Below are 24,066 nucleotides of genomic sequence, written 5' to 3' on the forward strand. Positions count from 1 at the left end.
TCATGTTTCATCAAATACGGCATTTTCCCTATTTTTCGGGTATTTAGAAAAAGCAACTGCGTAGAAATAGCTATTGCGTAAGCAGTTCAAATCAGACCTGATACGACAATAACAGACAAACCGATATTTCAACTGAAATGCACGGATTTGCAAAAGGCTTGTGGAGGGCACATCAATGATGTTCAAAGACATTCAAACGCTCGAAAACGCAGCACGCACTGCAATGGCTGGCAATGATGACCCGTTGCCTGCACCTCAACCGCTTTTGAAACCATCGCATTATGGACTGGCTGCAATCGTGTTGATCGGAACTGCCTACCTGCTTTTCGCCTAAAGCATGTCGCGGAAACGTGGGAACCGGTTTTCCGACACCGGCATGCGTAAGAACGGGGACTCAGCGCGAGCGCCGTGAATACGAATAAGTGCAACACGCTCTAAGAACACAGCTTTAAGATAGCGGTCATCACCGGCGCATTTACCATGCCAGACGGTTCATGACACATTGTGTTGCCGATATACTGGTTTGCATGCAACCATTGGGCCTCAATAAACGTTATACTGGTCGAACTTTAAAATCCAAGATCAGTGATCGAACAGGAGGCCTGCCATGGCGCGCGGAACAACCAGCACGCGGAAGATCGAAGAAAAAATCGAAGACGCACTGACGGATTCGACAACGGACGACCTTCAGGCGCAGGTCGAGCAGCTTAAGGAAGATATTGCTGCAATTGCGGCCACGCTTACCAATCTTGGTTCGCAGACAGTACGCGATGCGAAGCGCACCGCAAAAGAAACCTATAAGAGCGCCTATATTCAGAGCGAAGACGTTGTTGGTGACTTGAAAAACAAGGCACACGACGTTGAAGCACAACTGACAGAAACAGTGCGTGCACGACCCATCGCTTCGCTCGCGACTGCAGTTGGCGTGGGCTATCTCCTAGCCCTTCTCTCACGTCGCTAAATTTTGTCATGCTGAAGCTATTAGCACCAGTCGTGGCAACGCTCGCCGGTGATGAGATTAAACTCCTCACCGGGCGAGCAAAAAGAGCAGCCATTTTCGGGACGGCGATTGCAATCTTCGGTCTGATTGCAGTGGTATTTCTGTGTGTCGCAGCTTTTCTGGCTCTCGCCGAGAATTATGGTGGTCCAATTGCAGCCCTCATTCTTGCTGGGCTTTCGCTTATTATTGCTCTGCTTATTTTGGCTGTTTTGAAAATTCAGGCCGCAGCAGAGGAGAAAAGACGCAAACAACGCATTGAAGCTGATAAGTCCGCCTTGGTGGCTACCGCTGCAATCGCAACGGTGCCTTCTATTCTAAAGCGTCCTATACTGGCGGTTGCTTTGCCGCTGGCAGGCATTGCGCTTGTGAGCCTACTCTCAGACAAGAAAAAGCGTTGAAAAATAAAAGCTCCCGCAAATTTCAGCGGGAGCTTTTTCATTGTGATGTTTCACTGTTTGTTTCTTTTTCATGCTCTTTAAGCCCCGACAGCCGTACAATAACGCGTGTTCCTGTTCCCCCTTCACAAGAGGAATAAACAGGCTTCTCACCGAACTGCATACAAAGCTGCTCAACAACCAGCGTACCCAAGCCGGCTTGGTCTTTGGTGCTGAGCGCCTCGTCGTGCTGCAAGCCAATCCCGTTGTCTTCAACAATCAAAACCAGCACACCAGTTTCATCGTCATGTTTAAAGCTGACGGAAATTGTGCCTTCCTGCTGGCCTTTGAAGGCGTGCTTAATTGCGTTCGTGATCAGCTCACCAAGAATAATGCCAATCGTCGTAACGTCACGCGCTTTCAGATCAAGCGGGGCCAGATCTGTCTGAAAGCTAATCTTGCGATCCTCGCCAATTGCATGGCGGATATCCTCGATCACCGTTTCCAGAAATTCATCAACGCGAGTCGATTCCATATCTTCGCCCAAGCGCAGCCGACGATGCGCCGTTGAAACCGTCTGAACACGATCGCGCGCAGCAGAAAGCGCAGCACGCGCTTCCGTGCTTCTCGTTTGACGCAGTTGAAGCCCCAGCAAGGAAGAAACTGTTGCGAGTGAGTTGCCAATACGATGGTTGGAGTCCTGTAACAATATTTCCACGCGCTTGCGTTCGCGTTCCGCAATAGAGCGCTCGCGTTCCAATTCCGCTGTACGCTCCCTAACCCGCTCTTCAAGCAATTCATTTTGAGATAGCAGGACCGATTGTCCTTCAAACAGAGCGCGAACGACTCTTTGGACACGTGAAAACAGCAAAAATGCCAGAATGGCGCCAGAAATAAGCGCCACTACGGAGGCCACCGTCATCCAATAGCGCATAGTGTCAATATGCTTATTGCGCTCAGCCAGTTCCTTTTCTTCTATCGTGATGAATTGCGATACGGTTTCGGTAAGCTGATCCATGAGGACCTTGCCCTCATCACTGCGCACCTTCTTGATCGCTTCCTGAACATTTCCAGCCTTGGCGAGATCAATTGTTTGTCGCACATCGTCATGTGCATGCTCAACCAGCGCTTTTATGATTCTGATTCGACCGTCCTGCTGTGGATTGTCTTTTGTCAAAACGCCGAGATCGGCTAGGGTCTGATCAATATTGACGATGGAGCGCTGATAAAGATCGAGATAGGCATCATCCAGAGTCAACAAATAGCCCCGGCGGCTCATTTCGATATTATAAGCAATACGCATGACTTTTCCGACCTGCTCACGCAGTTCGAAATTTTTAGAGATATCGACAATCTGATTGTTTACACCCGCTGACAAAAACAACGTGATCAAAGCGGACAACAGCACGAGGCTCAACGACACGATAACGGCTATCGGTCGTATGGATGGTTTTAACAGGCCGCTGGAAAATGGTGATGGCAAAGGTCAGTCCACGATCGAAATAATACGCTTAGTTTAGAATCTTCAAACCAGCGTCGAAAACCACTACAGTTTTCTGACGCTGGTTTGATAAGCAAACACGAGCGAAACATTTTATTCAAGTAGCCCTGCCTAGTGATTAGGCGAAGCTTCTTAACGTAGCGCGGGAAGAACTGGCATCCGGGCCGTAATCCGCTTCTCCATCGATTTGCAATATTTCCTGCAAACGCGTGCGGGCTCGACTAACGCGACTCTTGATTGTACCGACAGCACAACCGCAAATCTCCGCCGCCTCTTCATAAGCAAAACCAGACGCACCAATCAGGATAATTGCTTCACGCTGGTCATCAGGAAGCTGCTCAAGTGCCGCCTTAAAATCCTGCAGATCAAGCGTCCCATATTGCGAGGGATGAACAGCAAGTTGCTCGCTGAATACGCCATCCGTATCTTGCACTTCGCGACCGCGTTTGCGCATCTGTGTATAAAATTCATTTCTTAGAATCGTAAAAAGCCAGGCCTTGATATTGGTGCCCAACTCGAACGATTCCTGTTTGGCCCAGGCTTTCATAATAGTATCTTGTACAAGATCATCGGCTCGGTCGTGCTGCCCGATCAATGAAACTGCAAATGCGCGCAGACTGGGCAAAGACGCGAGAAGCTCGCGCTTGAACTGCGCCATCTCCTCAGCCGACGGAACCAGTGCTGTGCTCACGCGTACTCTCCTGTTCAGCCTGATCGAGTTTTTCCAACAAATCGAGAAAACGATCTGGAATGCTCTCGTCTTGTATCGAGCTATAAAGCGCTTTTAGTTTAAGACCGACCTCGCAGTTCGGACCCAAAATGTCCTTCTGGACGCGCCCGTTGAGCCGGATACCGGCCCCGTTCGCATGAAGGTGTTTCTTTTCAGTCATCTCTTATTCAATCCAGGCACATCGCCATTTATCAATTACCCAGCTGCTACTCAGATGGATTAATGCATCAACATCCATTAAGTTCCACAAATAACGTTCATTGCGTGGAACTTTTTCGACTGAGTGTAGTTTTAAATACCATAATGCCGCGCTCTCTAACATTAACCTCATGGCTTCAGCGCTGTCAGGTTGATGTGAAAAGAATGAAAACTGCGGCAACGAGGAGTTATATAATCATGACGTTATCGACGCGTATCGCGCCGCATCTTCCCTATCTCCGCCGCTTTTCACGCGCGCTTACAGGCACTCAGGTCTCTGGTGATGCGTATGTTGCAGCAACGCTGGAAGCTTTGATCGCAGATATAAGCATCTTCCCGCCGTGTTCTACAGACCGGATTGCGCTCTATCGCTTGTTCTGCAATCTTTATAAAACTGCATCCGTACAGGTACCCGAGCCTTCGTCCCAATTCGCTTGGGAAAAGCAGGCAGCACGCAATTTGTCCGTGATCGCACCATTGCCACGTCAGGCGTTTCTCTTGGTCGCAGTTGAAGGTTTTAATGATCGGGAAGCCGCTGAAATTCTGGAATTGAACGAAAAAGAATTCAGTTCCATCCTCGCTTCCGCCTCGACTGAAATATCAAAGCAAGTCGCAACGCGCATCATGATCATCGAAGATGAGCCATTGATAGCGATGGATATTGAGCAAATGGTTGAGAGCCTCGGTCATGAGGTTGTCGGCATTGCGCGCACGAAAGACGAAGCAGTCGCGCTTTACAACAAACAAAGACCAAGAATGGTGCTTGCCGATATTCAGCTTGCTGATGGCAGTTCCGGCATCGATGCCGTCAATGAAATTCTAACCGACGGCACCATCCCGGTGATTTTCATCACAGCGTTCCCAGAACGCCTCTTGACCGGAGAGCGTCCCGAGCCGACTTTCCTTGTGACAAAGCCATTTAACCCAGACATGGTAAAGGCGTTAATCAGTCAGGCTTTGTTTTTTGAAGAATCTGCCGAAGCAGCGGCTTAAAGAACAATTGTAGTCCGTAAGCTTATCCCCCTGCGAAGAATAGCCTTCACAGGGGGAGCTTGCTTTAAACAAAAGTCATCCGCTAAAAAGTGTGATTTTTTTGAGGTCTGGACCTTCAAATTGTCTATTTCGAGGAACCAAAAGCATAGGTGGGACGTTTCTCTTTCAATGAAAACAGAGGAGACCCAAAATGCTTTATTACGCTCTTGTATTTCTCGTCGTAGCTCTCGTTGCAGGCGCTCTAGGATTTGGTGGTATCGCCGGTGCATCAGCCGGGATTGCGCAAATACTGTTCTTCGTATTTCTGGCGTTGCTGGTTATTTCCCTTATCGCCTCGGTGGTTCGCAAGGCTTAACCATCAAGGGCGAGCGGCTAATTAATCCGGCTCGGCTTTCGAAAACTTCACGCCGTCTCGCACTGTTCGATGACGGCGTGAATAGTGAACTTAAAGATCATACTCTTTCGTTTAAATCTTCTTCGTGTATTTGCATTTCTCGATTTCTTGATGAAAACAACATAAATCAAAAATCGATATTTTTATCATTCCTTCAATCATTTGTACTCGATAACGGGCGGCAGTTGAGGCCTTCATGACAACACCTAACTCTTCCCGCAAAAATATCGAGACAGATGCATCCCGTCTTCGCGCCCTTCTGGGCGCTGTGAGAAACAACAATATCTGCGTTCTCTATCAATCGCCTGATCTGCTTTACATATGGGGTGAAAATATCCCTCCATACTGGCAGGAAAAGTGGAAAGCCGGCGGGCGGGATTGTGATTTCATTTTCTCAACGTCAATGTCTCGTCTGGAACATGCAAAGCGTGCCGCCTTAGAAACTGGCACCGCGCAAAATGTCGAACTGGCGATCAACGATGGCGATAAGTTACGCTGGATCGAATTCCATATCGATTGCGACCATGATTCGGATGGCAACGTACTCGGTCTCGTAACGACAGCGCTTGAAATCAGCGAGCTGAAACGTCGCGAGCAGGTCTTAAAAACGCTGCTACGCGAAGTCAGCCACCGCTCAAAAAACTTACTGGCCATCGTTCAAAGCATTGCAAGTCAAACGGCGCGCTTCACTGATAGCGTTGACGACTTCCTGCTAAAATTTCGCGGACGCATTCAGTCTCTCTCTTACTCGCAAGATCTCGTCACCGATTCCAATTGGCATGGTGCGCTCTTCCTCGACCTCGTGCATTCACAGATCGAAAAATACATCGATGTTACGGATGAACGCCTGACCATCGAGGGTGATGATCCTTATCTCTTCCCCGGCGCGGCGCTGCACGTTGGCCTGGCACTGCATGAATTAATTATCAACGCAACGTCTTTCGGTGGCCTGTCTATTCCTTATGGCCGCGTCGTCATATCGGCTAAGGTTCAGCGCAGCGATAAGGGCGACGAAGAGCTGATCTTGCATTGGGAAGAGACCAATCCGTCCATGCCTGAGATCAAACATGATCCCCGCTTTGGCAGTGCAGTTCTCCAGCGCATCGTACCCTCATCCGTCGGCGGGCGAGCCGAGTATCGTGTTGATGGCAACGGCGCTGTTTACACGCTGACCGTGCCCGCTGAGCAGTTCGATTCCTGACCATTTTTTCTCGGCTAAATGATCCAGCAAAAGAAAAGCCGTTGCGATCTTCTGTCACAACGGCTTTTCTTTAGAAAATGCGGAACGCCAGCTGCATAACGGGGGCTTCTGCGCGACATTCTCGCTGTTCACTTCATACGGGGAGGTCGAAGTAAACCATGAAGGTCGCTTGCGGGGCGGGTTGCGACCTTCATAATGAAAACGCCGGTCGCGATGATTGGTTCCATTAGGATTTTATTTTTTTGCAATAAAGTTCGAGACGATGATGCACAATCTCATAGCCAAGTTGGCGTGCGATCTCTTCCTGCAGCTTTTCGATTTTATCCGAACGAAACTCAACGACGTCGCCTGAGTCCATGTCAATGATATGGTCATGATGTGCGCCACTTGCTTGCTCAAAGCGCGATGGCCCACCTGCAAATGCATGACGGTGAATAGCACCCAACTCTTCAAGCAATTTCATCGTGCGATAGACGGTTGACAGCGAAATGCTGCTATCAATTACCACCGCCCGCCTGAAAATCTCCAGTGCATCTGGATGATCTTCAGTCTCGGTCAAAATGTTCAGGATAATCCTGCGAGGCCGCGTAATACGAACGCCTGCCTGCCTCAGTTCCTGCTCATAATCGGGCTTCTTGTGCGATTCACTCATAGATTGATTATGCACGCACGGTGTTCCAGTTGCAAATTTTTGCAACTGGATTGATCAACATCTCCCCAAGCCTTTTATTAAAATGTGCACCCGGGGAGGTTGTGGTTCATCAGAACCCGTTAAAAGAGTGACACAGCCTCTCATCCAGCGATTTATTCTGCCGCCTGGAAAACAAACGGCTTCACCTCCACAAAGGCATCAGAAGCCTCCCCGACAAGCACACGGCTCATATCCACACCAAGATCGAGTTTCAGCACCTTTGCTCCTTCAGAGAAATCAAGCTTCTTAAGATCGACCCAGAAAACATTTGGCGATGTCGCCGATTCTGCGTGAAATGTCAGACTCTTGTGGTCGGCCACAACGCGCCATCTTGTAGTCGAGAGATTGGGCGCATCAGGCAGACTAACTCCATAAGGCACTGAAGCATTGCGGATAACACTAAAAACTGCAGACGCAGCGATCCTCGGATCTTCAGTCTGCGTCACGGCATTGACATAGAACCCTGCGCGCACGAAACGATCCTCTGAGCGGCCACTGCCCGGAAGAAAGTTCAACAAATTGAGGGCGCTCCAATATTTCTGATTGGCAAGCTGGAAATCAAATGGCGGATCATTCGTAACCACCTGATACGAACGATCATGATGGATTTTAAGCTTTCCATCGATCCATTCCAACACGGCACTATCGCCGGAAGAATCGGACAGTGTCAGATGGAGCGGTGCGAGACTGCCCGGACGACCGGGCACTTCACCGCTCACCACATCAAATGGCTGGCTGCGGGTGTATTCTACAGCCTCAGCAACAGTCGCGAACTGATCCAGATAAAATTGTGCCCATATTGCCAGTGACATGCGAGGCGTTGCATCATCATCTTTTGGGAACTGGGTTGCGTTCAACCACAGCAGGCTTGCATTGAGGCCAGCTTCATTCATGCCGTCAACAGTAGAAATATCATAGCCCGACACAGCGAGGCTTCCATATTTCGACGTCCATTCCTTCGAGCGGGAACCGGCTTCACCATTGCGCTTCATCCCCCGCGGGAAGACCCAGAAATTGCTGACCATAGGATCCTTAAAATCCATATTTCGGCCCGTAAGCACGCGCCCTTGCTCTCCATGATAAACAATCCGGGTACAGGCCTGAACTTCAGCCGTCATTAACGCAGTTGCTGCGGTCAGCGCCGCAAGTACACGTGTGAAGCGGGACATCATGGACACCTATTCGTCAATTAATGAGATATTTCTATCGGTGGAATTGGGATAGCAAAACAACATGAAAACTATGTTTTCACCGCCACTTTATTTGCGCGCCCAATCCGGATCAATGCCATTTGTACCGATGATGCCATAATAGCCACCTGTGTTGATAAACCACACAGTAAAGGCCACACACAACACCAGGAAGATACTTATAGCGATCAACCGGCTCTTTTTTCGCGCCATCCGCCTCAAAGTGAGATAAACGCCAGCACTGAGTAAAGCAGATCCGATATAAGCCGCTATCATTCCATACTTCCTCAGTTCAATCAGGAATGTCTAAACCTTTTCGAGGGCGCCATAAAGGACCCGTCGAAAGTAAGCTCCCTCAAATATTATCCACAAAATTGGAATTGAAATAAGCAACATCTGATATCAACATAGCGCTTTAATATTGAAATGGGAGGATATTAACATGCGTAGAGTTGTTATATTGGCAACGATAATTGGAACCTTTAGCATTTCTTCTGTACAGTTCGCAGAAGCCGAAAATGCAGTCAAAACAAAACCACAAAACAACATAGCATGCGTTACCAGTGGGCGGAATGCACTTGATTGCGCTGTATACTGCACTGCTATTTTTGCTATCTGGAATATATGTTTCTAATAATATGGTTGTTGACGACAAATAATGAGAACCGCACATTTGCGGGGCCTGAACTATCTGGACAGCTATTAAACACAGAAAGCTTGAATTTGATATCGCATGAAAAAGGTAATTCTGTTTCTAACTCTTTTCTCCAGTATAATAAGTGTAACCAATATTAGCCTAACAGCAATCGGAGACGAATTGCCGTTTAATGACGATTGTGAGTATCATTATTGGGATGGGCAGCAGGTTAAATGTTGCCCGGACTTAACGGGTCGCTGGCACTGCAATTAAGCTGCCTCCAAAGGAGCCATCAATTCATTGGTACGCCCAAGGGGAATCGAACCCCTGTTTGCGCCGTGAGAGGGCGCCGTCCTGACCGCTAGACGATGGGCGCAAGCAGTGCTTGCTAATATAAGACCCGCAGCACGCAATGAAAAGGGCGGCAAATCTGCCGCCCGCATCCAAAACTATTCGACGTTGCCGAGCTTAATACGCCCAAGAATGCGCGATTCACGGTAATCATAAATGATGAGTTCCGTGCCACCATCGGGCAAAAGCGTTTCAAGCGAAAGCTGATCGCCAGACAGGCTCTGCGACAAAAGACGCGTGCCGGGTGTCAAATCGATTTGCGACTCGATCAGCTTCGGCGGTTCCGGTTTAATCGGCGTCGCCACCTGTCCCGGAATGTCTGAACGCGCAACTTCTGTCTCGGAAGTATCCGGTGCGCGATTGATCTTGTAGACAACGGCGACAAGCACAGCCATAAGACCAATCAACATAACACCGATGGAAACTGCAAGCAGCCGCACCATCTTACGACGGACTTTCTCCATCGCTGGATCAAGCGGGGGCTCCGGTTGTTGTTGGTCCGGGTAATAGCCCTGCTGATAGTCCTGATATCCAGAATCCTGATGATTCTGATATTTCGGATAGTGTGGATCCTGCATTAAATGACTCCGGTTCATGCTCCCGCGTGGGCGCGTGATAACGAAGGGAAGAGACAATTGAAAGAACTAATTGCCGACCTAGACGCTGCGGGTAAAAGATTAGACCAGTGGCTGGCCGCAGCATTGGGGCCGGAACTCTCCCGCAGTCGCGTCCAGTCCCTGATTGCTGATGGTCATGTGACCATCGATGATGTTCCCGCCAGTGGCGCGAAGCAAAAGCTGCGCGAAGGCATGAAGATTACCGTCGTGCTACCAGAGCCTGAACCTGCCGACCCACAAGGCGAGAACATCCCACTGGATATTCTCTATGAAGACGATGATCTCATCGTCATCAACAAGCCTGCTGGTCTGGTTGTCCATCCGGGCAACGGCAACTGGACCGGAACGCTGGTGAATGCTCTTATCTATCATTGTGGCGATAGCTTGTCAGGCATCGGCGGCGTGCGTCGTCCGGGCATTGTTCATCGTCTGGATAAAGACACCAGCGGCGTCATGGTTGTGGCCAAGAACGACCATTCCCATCGCCACTTGAGCGACCAGTTCGCCGATCATGGACGCACCGGCGATCTCGAACGCGCCTACAAAGCACTTGTTTGGGGTATGACCGAACGTCCACAAGGTTATATCGACGCCTATCTTGGCCGCTCGCACCGTGATCGCACCAAGCAAGCCGTTGTCAAAGAAGACCGCGAAGACGCACGCCACGCCATCACGCATTATTCGACCATCGAGAAATTCGCACCGCAAGAAGACGCCACATCACTTGCTTCACTGGTCGAATGCCGCCTTGAAACAGGTCGCACCCATCAGATTCGCGTTCACATGGCCCATATCGGTCATCCGCTTGTCGGGGACATGGATTATGGCGGCGCTTATAAGACCAAGGCCAACAAGCTGCCAGAGCCATTGAAAAATGCCGTGAACAGTTTTCAGCGTCAGGCGCTTCACGCCTGGCTTCTGGCATTCACGCATCCAACGACCGACGAAATCATGCGCTTTGAGGCCGATCTGCCTGAAGACATGGAGACGCTTCTGGAAAATTTCCGCAAGCACTCTACATAACGCTGTAAGTTCTCACAGTTTCAGAACGCCAGATTAAGTCTGTAAAGATTATGCCTTGAGGGCGAAAACGGGGTCTCAAAACAAGGCTTCACCCAAAATGGTTGTGGCCTCTCAGGAATGACAAGTGTTCACATTCTAGTGACACATTGTTTCATGAGGTTAGAGATCGTGTTTTCGCCAAAATCATGCCTATATATGTAAGTTCGCGAGGGAAGTGCAGGAGGCAGCCAGCGCGACAGGTTTGCCAGACGGGAACCTGAAACTATAAAGGAGGGTGCTTAATGGCCCGTACTAGTCTTCCAAGCATTACATCCGGTGACGGTGGCCTAACCCGTTATATGGAAGAAATCCGCCGTTTTCCAATGCTTCAGCCGCAGGAAGAATACATGCTGGCGAAGCGTTATCATGAACATAGCGATCCGAAAGCCGCACATAAGCTGGTGACCAGCCATCTCCGTCTCGTAGCAAAGATTGCCATGGGTTATCGCGGCTATGGCTTGCCAATTGGTGAAGTTATCTCCGAAGGCAATGTCGGCTTGATGCAGGCGGTCAAGCGCTTTGAACCAGAACGCGGCTTCCGCCTTGCCACATATGCAATGTGGTGGATCAAAGCTTCAATCCAGGAATATATCCTGCGCTCGTGGAGCCTTGTGAAGATGGGCACCACGGCCAATCAGAAACGCCTGTTCTTCAATCTCCGCAAGATGAAGAGCAAAATTCAGGCGCTTGATGATGGCGACCTCAACCCAGATCAGGTCAAACAGATCGCGACCAAGTTGAAGGTGAGCGAAGACGAAGTGGTTTCCATGAACCGCCGTCTGTCCGGTGATGCTTCGCTGAATGCGCCACTGCGTGCAGCCGAAGGTGAATCAGGCGAATGGCAGGACTGGCTTGTCGATGACAGCAGCAGTCAGGAACAGGTTCTGATTGAACAGGATGAGCTGGAAAGCCGCCGCTCGCTGCTCGAACAGGCAATGGATTCGCTCAATGAACGCGAACGCCGTATCTTCGAAGCGCGCCGCCTCTCGGAAGACCCGATGACACTGGAAGATCTTTCCGGTGAGTTTGGTATCAGCCGTGAACGTGTACGCCAGATTGAAGTCCGTGCCTTCGAAAAGGTACAGGCTGCAGTCAAGGCAGCAGCTTTCAAACAGCATAAGGCATTGACCCATGTCGAGGAAGCCAACGCATAATCCTGCTAATTTAGATTCCATTCTACTGCCGCGATTGGGGAACCATTTGCGGCAGTTTCGTTATGTGTCATCCAACTGATAAAAAACCGTCAAATATCTGTAATGCAATGTCTTTAGGCAACAGGTCGTATTTCACCGAAGCCTTAAAGGTCATGCTATGAAAAAGCTCCTGCTTGCTGCAACGCTCGCTCTTACTGCTGCCACTGCTGTATCTGCGTCTGAATATGTCTCTTATCTCGACTACCCGCAGAAAGAGCAGGACGGAAAAGAATTCTTCACTGCCATTGAAATTCCACAGGGCAGCTTCACCAAATACGAAATCAACGACAAGACCGGCCACATCATCGTGGATCGCTATCAGTCGATGCCGGTTGTCTACCCTGCCAATTACGGCTCGATCACCAGCACGCTCGCGGGCGATGGCGATCCGCTTGATGCGCTCGTTTATACCCGTGAGCCAATCGTGCCAGGTGCGATCATCAAGGTTCGCCCAATCGGCGTTTTGAAGATGATTGACGGTGGCGAGCAGGACGACAAGATCGTTGCTGTACCAACCTCAAAAATCGACCCGACCTATGACAACATCAAAGAACTTTCTGACCTGCCAAAGATTGAGCAGCAGCGCCTTGAAGCCTTCTTCCGCGTCTACAAGCAGCTTCCAGAAGGCCGTAAGACGGTCGAGCTGAATGGCTTTGATACTGCCGAAACTGCGGCTTCTGAAGTTGCAAAAGCCATCAAGGCGTTCTCTGAAAAGAAATAATCCGGCGTGATTGCCGGTAATAAAAAAGGCCGCGCGAAGCGGCCTTTTTATTTTATGATTAACCTGCACCCAACACGTCGTTAAACACCTTCTCGCCCGGAACACCCTTTTCAAGACTGATCAGAGCACGGCGACCATTGCGGTATGAGATCGGAATATCGATCCACTGCAAACGGCGCATCAGTGACAAATTGGTGTCCTGCGCTGTCGTCGCATCATTGAGCCAGATAATGAAGAAATTATCGGCAATCTTTGATGGCACAGCGATCAATGGATTACCCGCAGCCTGTTCCGTATCTTTGAACGTGATGCGCTGAACATTATCGACCGCGCCGCCCGGAAAATCATCTGGTAGAGTGAATACCATTTCAATCAAATGACTGGCAGGAATGGACTGATCCGTGTTCTTGCGAATGGTTAGTTTAAGCTCGGCTTTGGTGTCAGGCATCGTGATCGTGCCACGAATTGCCGGGGCAGCAGGTTCACCTTCGCCCGGGCTTTCCTGTATTTCCGACCAGACAACTGTTCCACGCTCAACCGAGCCAGTTTCCGTACCACCGCGCTCTTCATAAAGAAGCGCTTGCTGGCCAACGGCAACAGCTTGCTGGGCCTGTGGTTGGCTTTGCGTATTGGTCTGTTCCGCACCCGGCGTTGAAGCCGCCATTGACTTGCCTTCGCCAAGACCTGACTGACCGCCCGCTGGACCTTCGTCTTTCTCGCTGCCATCTTCCATCAGACGCTGCGTCATTTTCTGTTCTTGAGACGGCGCCGCTGGCTGGCCAGTCGGCGGCTGTTCAGAACCTGCGGTCTGCCCGGCTTCTGGCTGCGTTGTTCCCGTATCACCACTTGCTGGTGCATCGCTGCGACCAAGACTTGAGGCCAGTTCCTGCAACTTGTCTTTGTTCGCCCAAACACCGTAACCGGCAGCGCCAAGAACGAGCACAGCAATCAGGCCAATGATAGGGCCCTTGTAAGAGCGCTTTTCTTTAAAACGTACAGGGTCAGTATATTCACCGCGGCGTGCATAAGCAGGCTTGTCTTCCGTGCGATCCTGTTCGCGCTCTGCTGACCACTCATCCTGACGACGCGCCTGCACGGGTGCTGCATCTTCATCAGTATCAACGTCATGATCGGAATAGGACCGATTGCCAGCTACGAAAGGCGCCTCGTCCGAAGATGTTTGACTTGATTCGGCAAGAAAATCTTCAAGCGGATCATGCAACGGCTGCTCTGCAACAGGTGCGGCAGCTGGCGGCGCATAAAAGGCTTCGACTTCTTCGATAGCATCTTCAAGTATTTTGCGTTGGCGAACTGCCACAACTTGCGAAGCATTTGCTGTCACAAGCTTCTGTTCAATCGTCGCGCGCGCCTTTGCATAGACACGCTGCCGCAGTTCAGGCGACTTATCCGCCTGTGCATCGATTGTCTTTTTCAGAACCGCTACAAAATCAGCCATACGTCTTACCCAGTTTCCGCGCGTTCGAAATGCAGTAAATACCTCAATAATCACAATAATCGTTAGAAAGCAAAGGTTGCGGCAACGATTAAGTGAACGCATCCCGAAAAGTGTGAAGCGGTTTTCGGAAAAGATGCGTACTAAAATACAAAATTTGAGCGCCGATGTGATGCAATCAGATCGAAATGCGCTCTAACGCTTTCAAAATGATCGCGAAAAAACCTTAAAAAAAATACCCGGTCAGCCATAAAGGCAAACCGGGCTTGTTCTTTACAGAACGCAAAGTTCCGAACGACTAATCCTGAAATGGATCAGTCACGAGGATGGTGTCTTCGCGTTCCGGGCTCGTCGAGAGCATCGATACCGGCGCGCCGATCAGCTCTTCGATGTGGCGAACATATTTCACAGCCTGTGCTGGAAGATCGTTCCACGAACGTGCACCGGCAGTCGTTTCCGACCAGCCCGGAAGTGTTTCATAAATCGGCTTCACGCGGGCCTGCGCACCCATCGAGGATGGCAGATAGTCGATGCGCTTTCCATCAAGCTCATAAGCGACGCAGATCTTGATTTCTTCAAGACCGTCGAGAACATCAAGTTTGGTCAGTGCAATACCGGTAATGCCCGACGTGCGAACCGTCTGACGAACGATAACCGCATCGAACCAGCCACAACGACGCTTGCGACCTGTCACCACGCCAAATTCATGGCCCTTGGTGCCGAGGAATTCGCCAATCTCGTCATTGAGTTCGGTCGGGAACGGACCTTCACCAACGCGGGTGGTGTAAGCCTTGGTGATACCAAGAACATAACCGATTGCTGTCGGACCAAGGCCCGAACCGGCAGCAGCCTGACCGGCAACAGTATTGGATGAAGTGACGAACGGATAGGTACCGTGGTCGTTATCAAGCAACGCGCCCTGCGCACCTTCGAAAAGAATGCGGTCACCAGCCTTGCGACGTTCGTCGAGAACGCGCCAGACCTGATCGATATAAGGAAGGATCTTGTCTGCAACCGAGGTCAGCTCTTCAAGAATGGTGGCAACCGCGATTTCTTCGAGGCCCATGCCACGACGCAGCAGATTGTGATGCGCAAGCAGGCGCTCAACCTTTGGCTCTAACGTGTCCGGCTCGGTCAGATCGATGACCCGGATCGCGCGACGGCCAACCTTGTCTTCGTATGCAGGGCCGATACCACGCTTGGTGGTGCCGATCTTGAGGCCTTCCGTAGCGCCTTCACGCATCGCATCCAGTTCGCGATGAACGGACAGAATAAGCGGTGCGTTTTCTGCAATACGCAGAACTTCAGGGGTGATTTCGATGCCCTGGCCGCGCAGCTTTTCGACTTCCATGACAAAATGATGCGGGTCAACCACAACACCATTGCCGATCACGCTCAGTTTGCCGCGTACAAGGCCGGATGGCAGAAGCGAAAGCTTGTAGCTGACGCCATCGATGACAAGCGTATGACCCGCGTTATGACCGCCCTGATAGCGCACAATCACATCGGCGCGCTCGGACAACCAGTCCACGATCTTTCCCTTGCCTTCGTCGCCCCATTGCGACCCGACGACAACTACATTCGCCATTGAGAAAACTCCTCGGTACGGCATCTCAGCCGTCAATATAACCCAAGGATCGCAAGCAAACCCCGTCAATGAAACGCGAGGTGCTGATCCCTCGTCTCTATACAGACTCAATCCCGCTTGCGCGACTCTTTCATGCAGAAAATGTGAATATTTTCACGATAACGTGGAAAGGTAGCGTCAGATCGTCTGAGATTCTGGATATGGTGAGGCGAAAATGGTGTTCTTCGAGAACCGGAGCGGAGTGTACTTTTGGGTACATGAGCACCGGAAGCGGAGAAAAACGCCATTTGCAGACCGCCAGATCCAGAATATCTACGATCTAGCCGGCACGAACCATATAGAGCGCCTCATCCGAATAGCCTTTCAGCTTGTCTTCGAGTGCTGGCACATCGCGGGTAACGAAGCCCTTTTTCTCCCAAAAACCGTGCGAACTATTCACCGCGACAAGTGCCATGGTCGCAAAACCATCACGCTCTGCCTGAGCGCCCATCAGCTCAACAACGCGCGACGCCTGCCCGCCTGAACGTACTTCCGGCAAGAGTGCAATGTCGTGGATATAATAGGTGCTGATGTCTTTTGGCAGTTCGCCAAGAACGGAATTCAGTGCGGGAACCGAATCGAGTTTCCATGGATGACTGATGCCATAACCGACGATTTCACTGCCCTTTGCCAGCACAAAACAACCGGCTGGGTAGATGTTGAAGCGGTCCCGAAAGACCGCCTCATCTTCGAAGAAGTCGGGATGAACAATGTTGGCGACAGTCGTAACGCCTGCAAAATCCTGTGCCTGCATCCGCCGCCATTCAGCCTGCTCAATCCCGTCATTCATATCGTTTAAGCTTCCTCGACGTTAAATTCCAAAGGTCTTGCCGCCTTGATTGCCTCTTGTGCAATCAGTTCGTCAAGTGCTGCCTGTGGAATTCTGTCGTCGACGTAGAGCATCGCAATGGCATCACCGCCCGGATGATCACGTCCTAGAGCGAAGTTTGCGATGTTGATATCATGCTTACCGCAGATCGTTCCAAGCAGACCAATCATGCCCGGAATATCAACATTGGTGACATAAAGCATGTGCGGTCCAACTTCCGCATCAAGGTTGATTCCCTTGATCTGGATAAAGCGGGCCTTGCCGTCAGAGAAGCACGTTCCTGCAATCGAGCGTTCACGTTCAGTGGTCTTCACGGTCAGCTTGATATAGCCGTCGAAGATACCCGACTTGTCGCGCTTGATTTCGGAAACGATGATTCCACGTTCCTTCACCATGATCGGTGCAGAAACCATGTTTACGTCAGCAACCTGCGGACGGATCAGACCGGCAAGAGCTGCACTGACCAGAGCGCGTGTGTTCATGCCTGCAGTCGCACCATCAAAAAGCACTTCGACTTCCTGAATAGGCTCATCTGTCACCTGACCAACGAAAGCACCGAGAACTTCTGCAAGCTTGACGAAAGGCCTGAGACGCGGCGCTTCCTCCGCCGTGATCGACGGCATGTTGATCGCGTTGGAAACGGCACCCTTGACCAGATAATCCGACATTTGCTCGGCTACCTGAATGGCAACATTTTCCTGCGCTTCGGAAGTCGAAGCACCAAGATGCGGTGTGCATACCACGTTGGGCAGATTGAACAGCTCGTTCTCTGTCGCAGGCTCAGTCTCGAAAACATCAATACCGGCACCAGCAACATGACCGGATTTCAGTGCTGCAACCAGATCCTTTTCAACGATCAAGCCGCCACGTGCACAGTTGATAATGCGGACGCCCGGCTTGGTCTTCGGCAGTGCCTCGGCATTGATGATGCCACGTGTCTTGTCGGTCAGTGGCGTATGCAGCGTGATGAAATCGGCACGGGCCAGAAGTTCATCAAGCTCCAGCTTTTCAACGCCAAGCTCCTGCGCGCGCGCTTCAGAAAGAAACGGATCGAACGCAACAACCTGCATCTTGAGACCAATACCGCGCGCTGCAACCACAGCACCGATATTGCCGCAACCAACCACACCAAGCGTTTTGCCTGTGATTTCCACGCCCATGAAGCGGTTCTTTTCCCACTTGCCAGCGCGCGTGGAAACGTCAGCTTCGGGAAGCTGACGCGCAACTGCAAACATCAGTGCAATTGCATGTTCTGCAGTGGTGATCGAATTGCCGAAAGGCGTATTCATCACAATGATACCGCGGCGCGACGCCGCCGGAATATCGACATTGTCCACGCCAATTCCGGCGCGACCAATGACCCTGAGCTTCTTTGCTGCAGCAATCAGTTTGTCCGTCACCTTGGTTGCGGAACGGATAGCCAGACCATCATATTGGTCGATGACTTCAAGCAGCTTTTCTTTGTCCTTGCCAAGATCTGGAAGGTAATCAACTTCAACACCGCGATCTTTGAAAATCTGAACGGCGGTCGGCGACAATTTATCGGATACGAGTACGCGAGGTGCCATAAGGGCCTCCTTCGAATTGTACGATAATGAAAGGCAAGCAGGCTATGGCCGTCCCAACTCCGGCCACAGCTATCTACATCGCTTGCGATTATGCAGCGGCTTTCAGAGCAGCTTTCTGTGCAGCAAAGGCCCAGTCGAGCCATGCAGTCAGGGCTTCAAGATCAGAAGCTTCTACAGTCGCACCCGCCCATATACGTAAACCGGAGGGTGCATCGCGATACGCACCAATGTCGAAGGCAACGCCTTCTTTTTCGAGCGCCGAGACGATGCCCTTGGCAAAAGCCGCCTGTTCATCCGCTGACAATGCGGTCACTTCCGGGTCCACAATCGTCACGCAGACCGACGTGTTGGAGCGCGTTTCAGGCTTCTGAGCCAGATTAGCGATCCATGGCGTCCGCTCGATGAAGGCATTGAGCACGGCAAAATTCGCATCCGCACGTCCGACAAGACCGTCGAGACCGCCGACAGAACGCGCCCAGCTCAGCGCATCGAGATAATCTTCAACACAAAGCATCGAAGGCGTGTTGATGGTTTCGCCAACGAAAATGCCTTCGATCAGCTTGCCGCCAGAAGTCAGGCGGAAAATCTTTGGCAGCGGCCATGCTGGCTTATAGCTTTCCAGACGCGCAACAGCGCGGGGGGAAAGAATGAGAATGCCGTGTGCGCCCTCGCCGCCAAGCACTTTCTGCCATGAGAAAGTGACAACATCGAGCTTTGCAAAATCAAGACGCTGCGCGAAAGCAGCCGAGGTCGCATCGCAAATGGTCAGGCCTTCACGATTTGCAGGAATGAAATCTGCATTGGGCACGCGAACGCCGGACGTTGTGCCGTTCCAGGTGAAAACGACGTCACGGTCGAAATCAACCTCAGAAAAATCGACCAGCTCGCCATAAGGCGCAACAAAAGTGCGGGTGTCTTCCAGCTTAAGCTGCTTGATCACGTCTGTGACCCAGCCGGAGCCGAAGCTTTCCCACGCGACCATATCAACGCCGCGCTCACCGAGCAGCGACCACAAGGCCATTTCCACCGCACCCGTGTCGGATGCAGGCACAATGCCAATGCGGTAATCAGCCGGAACGCCGAGAATTTCGCGGGTAAGGTCTATAGCTTCTTTCAGCTTGTTTTTGCCGATTTTCGCGCGGTGCGAACGGCCAAGCGGCGCATCGGCGAGCGCTTGAAGCGACCAGCCGGGGCGTTTTGCACAGGGACCTGAAGAAAAATTAGGGTTAGCCGGGCGAACTGCCGGCTTCGCAATCGTCGTCATTTTGTTTCCTATCCTCACAGATAGCACGCGCCTCGTTGGGGAGGCGTGGCCCGCTGATGAAAATATCGGAAAGCAAAAATTTCACAAGACCGTCTAAGGCTTATTTTTTAAGCGCCGCGCGCTTGAACAGACGTACCAATATCGCTTTTACACTTTAAAATTACAGCATGATTTCACCTCAAACCGACTGAAGTTTAAGGATTTATGCTCTAAACCCGCCGGAATAGCACCGGCGGATTCGAATGCCAGAGGATTTACTTCTCGGATGGTTTTTCTTTCATGCGCGCATAATAGCTTGCGATGAGCGCACCGGAAACATTGTGCCACACGCTGAAAACGGCGCTCGGAACTGCCGCCAAGGGTGAGAAATGCGCATTGGCCAGCGCTGCACCAAGGCCACTGTTTTGCATGCCGACCTCAATGCTAATTGCCTTGCGCTTTGCCAGAGAAAGACCCGCAGCGCGTGCGGCGAAATATCCCAAAAGCAAACCAAAGCCGTTATGCAAAACGACCACCGCGAAGATCAATGCACCAGACTGGGCAATTGCAACCTTATTGACCGCAACAACAGCTGCGACGATCAAAACAATGCCGATCACCGAAACGAGAGGCAACATTGGAACGGCTGCCTTCACAAGACCCGGCATCAGCTTCTGCAGAATGAAACCAAGTGCAAGGGGTACGAGAATAACTTTGAGAATGCTGATGAACATACTCATCGCATCAACAGGCAAATACTGGCTTGCAAAGAACCAAACCAGAAATGGCGTTACCAGCGGGGCCAACAAAGTGGTCACGCTGGTACAAGCAACGCTAAGAGCCACATCCCCTTTGCTAAGATAGGTCATCACATTGCTTGCGGTACCTCCCGGGCAACAGCCAACAAGAATTACGCCCGCAGCCACTTCCGGCGACATCGGAATAATGCGCGTCAGCAAAACTGCAAGCAGCGGCATAATCAGAAATTGGGCGAAAACACCAATCAATACTTCAAACGGTCGTTTGGCGACCTCCGCAAAATCCTTGGTCGAAATCGTAAGTCCCATGCCAAACATAATGATGCCCAGCAACACGACAATCCAGGGCGCGAAAACACTGAACGTCGATGGCAACAGGAAACCAAGTACGGCGAAGACGATAATCCAGACAGCAAAAGAGCGGCCAACAAAATCTGAAAAAGCTACAAGCGCTTTCATTTCTCTCCCTTCAGACTGCGTACAGTCTCGAAAAATGCTTCTATAAGGCAACGCCTCTCTGATGCGGCCTTCTAAGGGCATTTCGGAAGATATGAAATAAAAAATAGCCAGATTACTAATTTATGGGCAATTTTGACGGGCTTATAGGATATAAAATGAAAAAAGCCCGGAGCGCTTCGGGCTTTATTTCAAGTTACAGTGTTTTAACCACCAAACATGTACCGAAGACCCACACGAACATCGTGGATATTCATGCCCTTGTCGTAACCGTCGCCAACGCCATAGTTTCCATTAAACATCTTGCCGCCGTTGATATGGCGGAAACGATAACCAGCATCAAGTTTGAGATTGTGTGTCAGATCGACAGACGCACCAGCCATAAGTGCGTAGGTGAAGCGCCAGTCAGCATCACCTGAGAGAACACCGCCATTGGTGGTATCGACGAGGTCGTTCCACTTCACGCGAGTGCCACCGATACCGGCGCCGACGTAAGGCGTAACGCCGCCGAAATTGCCGAGATCGACATAGGCGTTAGCCAGAAGCGATAAAGCAGACATCTTGCTTTCATCGCGATCGCTCGTGAATTTAGCGCGCGTCATATAGTCAAGCGTCAGGTCGGTACGAAAATAATCAGTGACCTGATAACCAACACCACCGCCAAGCAAAAACGAGCCTTTCAGCTTGCCGCCATGAATTTCGGGATCGCCGTCACCACAGGTGTTACAACCACTGCCACCCGGCAAGGTGTAGGTTGCGCCACGGAATTTCGCTGCGGAATAACCGATATCGCCACGCAAATACCAACCACCAACAGCTGGCGGAGCGACAACGACTTCCGGCACAGGTTCGATGTAATCTGCGGCGAAACCCGCAGGAGCCAATGCCATCATTGCAGCCGATACAGCAAGGCTTGCGCAAAAAGTTTTAATAAGACCGTTCATCTGTCTGTCCCATAAATCTGTCTCGTCGCAACTGCGTCGGAACTGAATTGTGGAAGCCACGCTAACGATGAAAAGTTAAATACAACTTAACGTTAAGTTTTGTATTATGCTATTATGTTAAGCGACTTAGTTAGCAACTGCTAAATGAAAGGAGTTTCTTAACCATAACTATTAATGGTTAAAGAAGGCTGTATTCATGAAAGAAACCTACATTTGCCCTACTGCATATTCTTATGTGCGAATGAGTACCCAACAGCAGTTGAAGGGGGATTCGCTTCGTCGCCAGCTTGAACGCAGTCGCGAATATGCAGCGAAAAACAATCTCCGTTTGGACAACACGCTGCACGATATTGGCGTCAGCGCTTACACTGGTGCAAACGTGCGATCCGGTGCGCTTGGCCGCTTTCTGGAACTCGTACAAAGCGGACAAATCAAACGCGGCAGTTATCTGCTCGTTGAGTCCTTGGATCGACTTTCACGACTGCAAGTTCGCAACGCCCTCGGCCCGTTCATCGATCTAATCAACGCCGGAATAACCATTGTAACCCTTGCAGATAATCAGGTTTACTCGGATGCGACCGTTGACGAGAACTGGACGCAATTAATGATGTCGCTAGCGATCATGTCGCGTGCACATGAGGAAAGCCAGACGAAGAGTGACCGACTGCAACGAGCAGCAGAAGGCAGACGCAAACGGGCACTTGCCGGTGAAACACGCTTTTCGCATCACATGTTCCGTTGGCTCGATCAAATCGAGATTGCACCGGACAAATATGAGTACCGGCTGAACAAACATGCCGACACTGTGCGGCAAATATACGAGTGGGCCGATGCAGGCATAGGCCAGATCGTAATTACTCGCCGTCTCAATGAGGCGAAGACCCCTACCCTGACGGGCAAAGATGTGTGGCAACAGCCAACGGTAGGGTTAATTTTACGAAATGAAGCGGTGATTGGAACGTATCAGCCGGTTCATCGCGTTAACGGAAAGTCACAACCATACAGCGAAGCGCTGCGCGGTTATCTTCCTGCCGTGATAAGCGAAGAACTCTTCTGGCGAGTGCAAAAGAACAAGCGTGTTCGTAATTCAGCTGGACGAAAAGGCGAACGGCTCACGAACCTAATTGGGCCGCTCGCAACATGCGCCCACTGTCAGGGTCGAATGCTCATTAAAACGGGCGGCGCTGCAAACAATCCTCAGAAGTACATTCGTTGCGACAACAATTACCGTGGCGGCACGTGTACCGGACCAACTGGGCAATTCCGATATGATAAGGTTGAGAGCGCCATTCTCGACCACGTTAAGGAGTTTCATTCGTTCTCTACATTTGCTCGTGAAAACAACAGCGCCGGAAAGCAGCAGTTGCAAGAGACGATTGCAAGCCACGAGACAACACTTGCAGGGTTGGAGAAGCAGCACAAAAACCTCATGGCGATCGCAGCAATGGCTGATGATGATGCAACTCGTGCCGATGTGATGCGCGCGATAAGCGAACGTCGAACCCGCGAGGACAGCGCGAAAGCCGAACTCGAAATATTGCGCGCCGATTTAATTACGCTGGACAGCGCTGAGCGAAACGCCAATTCCCTCGCCGAGCGAATCGTCAGTGAGCGCAAAGCGTGGGAAACCGGATCGGACGCGGAAGTTTACGAAAGCCGTTCAAAGATCGCGCAAGCACTCACGCAGATTATCGACTTCATATCCTTCGATATGGATACGCGACGCTTCCGGGTCATTATTGGTGCTGGCATCGTCGCATATGAATTCGACAAGCAAGGCCGACTGACGAACAAATTCGATCTTGCAACATCGCTTTCATCTATTGGCGTATCTCCGTTGAAGGTGGAACATTTCGCGCAAGGCGATAATTCGCGACATCAGAAACTGACGAAAGTCATGCGCGAGAAGCAGGATGCAGGAGAAGCAAAACACTTAAACACCGACGGACAGCCGATCAAAATGCTGTACGATTACGAGCAGGAGACGCATCGCAACAATGCTCTACAGGATGTGAAGTTAAAAAAGACGGTCCATCTGCGCGTACCCGAAAGGTTAATCCATCGGGATGCACCGATTAGGGCTTCTTACGAACAATACGATAATATTTTGCTTCCCGGAAAATGGGTCGAACTGCAGGATTATCCGGTTGAACCAATCCTTGAGAATTTCACAGCGCTCATGGACGCAGCAATCGTGTCCGGTTCGATAGTACTAATACGACGCAACGCCGAGAAATCCACGCTGATCGACGTCGAAATTGCACCCTTGAAAGAGTTAGTCCTCATGCACTTGAAGCATCTACGCGGTTTTCAGTAATTTCACTCTCCCCGCTGA

Annotated in this window: 24 protein-coding genes and 1 tRNA gene; 10 read left to right on the forward strand and 15 right to left on the reverse strand. The window is 50.9% G+C overall.

Translation table 11 applies throughout. The features are described 5' to 3' along the window. Positions 1-175 precede the first annotated feature (175 nt). From RI570_RS04090 to RI570_RS04100, 3 genes are all read left to right on the forward strand, one after another. A complete protein-coding gene (locus tag RI570_RS04090; protein ID WP_313827119.1) occupies positions 176-334 on the forward strand; it encodes a hypothetical protein in 159 nt (52 codons plus the stop codon). A 273-nt stretch (positions 335-607) separates the two neighbouring features. Continuing rightward, a complete protein-coding gene (locus RI570_RS04095; RefSeq protein ID WP_313827120.1) occupies positions 608-961 on the forward strand; it encodes a DNA gyrase subunit B in 354 nt (117 codons plus the stop codon). Between the two features lie 8 nt (positions 962-969). Next, positions 970-1,398 carry a hypothetical protein gene (locus RI570_RS04100; protein WP_313827121.1) on the forward strand — a complete coding sequence of 143 codons (429 nt, stop codon included), beginning with the start codon at positions 970-972 and terminating at the stop codon, positions 1,396-1,398. 37 nt (positions 1,399-1,435) lie between these two features. Here RI570_RS04100 and RI570_RS04105 read toward each other — a convergent pair whose 3' ends face one another. The 3 genes from RI570_RS04105 to RI570_RS04115 form a co-directional block, all read right to left on the reverse strand. Beyond that, entirely contained in the window at positions 1,436-2,857 is a 1,422-nt protein-coding gene (locus tag RI570_RS04105; RefSeq protein WP_313827122.1) for a sensor histidine kinase, read from the reverse strand. A 136-nt stretch (positions 2,858-2,993) separates the two neighbouring features. Further along, complete coding sequence (locus RI570_RS04110) at positions 2,994-3,533, reverse strand: RNA polymerase sigma factor (protein ID WP_313828543.1); 540 nt, start codon at positions 3,531-3,533, stop codon at positions 2,994-2,996. A gap of 4 nt (positions 3,534-3,537) precedes the next feature. Beyond that, positions 3,538-3,765 carry a NepR family anti-sigma factor gene (locus tag RI570_RS04115; protein ID WP_313827123.1) on the reverse strand — a complete coding sequence of 76 codons (228 nt, stop codon included), beginning with the start codon at positions 3,763-3,765 and terminating at the stop codon, positions 3,538-3,540. A 236-nt stretch (positions 3,766-4,001) separates the two neighbouring features. Between RI570_RS04115 and RI570_RS04120 the strand changes: the two genes are divergently transcribed. The 3 genes from RI570_RS04120 (at position 4,002) to RI570_RS04130 (ending at position 6,391) form a co-directional block, all read left to right on the forward strand. Next, positions 4,002-4,796: a response regulator gene (locus RI570_RS04120; RefSeq protein ID WP_313827124.1), complete on the forward strand. Its 795-nt coding sequence runs from the start codon at positions 4,002-4,004 to the stop codon at positions 4,794-4,796. 190 nt (positions 4,797-4,986) lie between these two features. Further along, positions 4,987-5,151 (forward strand): DUF1328 domain-containing protein, encoded by a 165-nt coding sequence (locus RI570_RS04125; RefSeq protein ID WP_187544061.1) that lies wholly within the window; start codon positions 4,987-4,989, stop codon positions 5,149-5,151. A gap of 235 nt (positions 5,152-5,386) precedes the next feature. Then, a complete protein-coding gene (locus RI570_RS04130; RefSeq protein ID WP_313827125.1) occupies positions 5,387-6,391 on the forward strand; it encodes a sensor histidine kinase in 1,005 nt (334 codons plus the stop codon). Positions 6,392-6,617: 226 nt separating this feature from the next. Here the strand turns inward: RI570_RS04130 and RI570_RS04135 are convergent, their stop codons facing one another. The 5 genes from RI570_RS04135 to RI570_RS04155 all read right to left on the reverse strand — a co-directional run bounded on the left by RI570_RS04135 (position 6,618) and on the right by RI570_RS04155 (position 9,838). Beyond that, positions 6,618-7,043 carry a Fur family transcriptional regulator gene (locus RI570_RS04135; protein WP_313827126.1) on the reverse strand — a complete coding sequence of 142 codons (426 nt, stop codon included), beginning with the start codon at positions 7,041-7,043 and terminating at the stop codon, positions 6,618-6,620. Between the two features lie 152 nt (positions 7,044-7,195). Beyond that, positions 7,196-8,251 (reverse strand): linear amide C-N hydrolase, encoded by a 1,056-nt coding sequence (locus tag RI570_RS04140; protein WP_313827127.1) that lies wholly within the window; start codon positions 8,249-8,251, stop codon positions 7,196-7,198. A 90-nt stretch (positions 8,252-8,341) separates the two neighbouring features. After that, positions 8,342-8,548, reverse strand: coding sequence for a hypothetical protein (locus tag RI570_RS04145; protein ID WP_313827128.1), 207 nt, complete (start codon positions 8,546-8,548; stop codon positions 8,342-8,344). Between the two features lie 662 nt (positions 8,549-9,210). Beyond that, positions 9,211-9,285, reverse strand: a tRNA-Glu gene (locus RI570_RS04150). Positions 9,286-9,358: 73 nt separating this feature from the next. Beyond that, positions 9,359-9,838, reverse strand: a complete 480-nt coding sequence (locus RI570_RS04155; RefSeq protein ID WP_250041076.1) for a hypothetical protein — start codon at positions 9,836-9,838, stop codon at positions 9,359-9,361. A 3-nt stretch (positions 9,839-9,841) separates the two neighbouring features. Between RI570_RS04155 and RI570_RS04160 the strand changes: the two genes are divergently transcribed. The 3 genes from RI570_RS04160 (at position 9,842) to RI570_RS04170 (ending at position 12,853) form a co-directional block, all read left to right on the forward strand. Further along, positions 9,842-10,900 carry an RluA family pseudouridine synthase gene (locus RI570_RS04160; protein ID WP_313827129.1) on the forward strand — a complete coding sequence of 353 codons (1,059 nt, stop codon included), beginning with the start codon at positions 9,842-9,844 and terminating at the stop codon, positions 10,898-10,900. Positions 10,901-11,181: 281 nt separating this feature from the next. Continuing rightward, a complete protein-coding gene (rpoH, locus tag RI570_RS04165; protein WP_310015233.1) occupies positions 11,182-12,093 on the forward strand; it encodes an RNA polymerase sigma factor RpoH in 912 nt (303 codons plus the stop codon). Between the two features lie 157 nt (positions 12,094-12,250). Further along, positions 12,251-12,853 carry an inorganic diphosphatase gene (locus RI570_RS04170; RefSeq protein ID WP_250041079.1) on the forward strand — a complete coding sequence of 201 codons (603 nt, stop codon included), beginning with the start codon at positions 12,251-12,253 and terminating at the stop codon, positions 12,851-12,853. 58 nt (positions 12,854-12,911) lie between these two features. Here the strand turns inward: RI570_RS04170 and RI570_RS04175 are convergent, their stop codons facing one another. The 7 genes from RI570_RS04175 to RI570_RS04205 form a co-directional block, all read right to left on the reverse strand. Beyond that, positions 12,912-14,309 (reverse strand): transcriptional regulator, encoded by a 1,398-nt coding sequence (locus RI570_RS04175; RefSeq protein WP_313827130.1) that lies wholly within the window; start codon positions 14,307-14,309, stop codon positions 12,912-12,914. A 295-nt stretch (positions 14,310-14,604) separates the two neighbouring features. Further along, positions 14,605-15,894, reverse strand: coding sequence for an adenylosuccinate synthase (locus RI570_RS04180; protein WP_313827131.1), 1,290 nt, complete (start codon positions 15,892-15,894; stop codon positions 14,605-14,607). A gap of 319 nt (positions 15,895-16,213) precedes the next feature. Next, positions 16,214-16,723, reverse strand: coding sequence for a GNAT family N-acetyltransferase (locus RI570_RS04185; protein WP_313827132.1), 510 nt, complete (start codon positions 16,721-16,723; stop codon positions 16,214-16,216). Between the two features lie 5 nt (positions 16,724-16,728). Continuing rightward, positions 16,729-18,330, reverse strand: a complete 1,602-nt coding sequence (gene serA / locus RI570_RS04190; RefSeq protein ID WP_313827133.1) for a phosphoglycerate dehydrogenase — start codon at positions 18,328-18,330, stop codon at positions 16,729-16,731. A gap of 88 nt (positions 18,331-18,418) precedes the next feature. Continuing rightward, positions 18,419-19,594, reverse strand: coding sequence for a phosphoserine transaminase (locus RI570_RS04195; protein WP_313827134.1), 1,176 nt, complete (start codon positions 19,592-19,594; stop codon positions 18,419-18,421). Positions 19,595-19,848: 254 nt separating this feature from the next. Beyond that, positions 19,849-20,790, reverse strand: coding sequence for a bile acid:sodium symporter family protein (locus tag RI570_RS04200; RefSeq protein ID WP_313827135.1), 942 nt, complete (start codon positions 20,788-20,790; stop codon positions 19,849-19,851). 203 nt (positions 20,791-20,993) lie between these two features. After that, complete coding sequence (locus tag RI570_RS04205) at positions 20,994-21,731, reverse strand: porin family protein (RefSeq protein ID WP_313827136.1); 738 nt, start codon at positions 21,729-21,731, stop codon at positions 20,994-20,996. A gap of 196 nt (positions 21,732-21,927) precedes the next feature. Between RI570_RS04205 and RI570_RS04210 the strand changes: the two genes are divergently transcribed. Then, on the forward strand, positions 21,928-24,048 hold the full coding sequence (locus RI570_RS04210; RefSeq protein ID WP_313827137.1) for a recombinase family protein: 2,121 nt from the start codon (positions 21,928-21,930) through the stop codon (positions 24,046-24,048). The last annotated feature ends 18 nt before the right edge of the window (positions 24,049-24,066 follow it).

The sequence above is a fragment of the Brucella pseudogrignonensis genome (assembly GCF_032190615.1).
Lineage (GTDB): Bacteria > Pseudomonadota > Alphaproteobacteria > Rhizobiales > Rhizobiaceae > Brucella > Brucella pseudogrignonensis_B.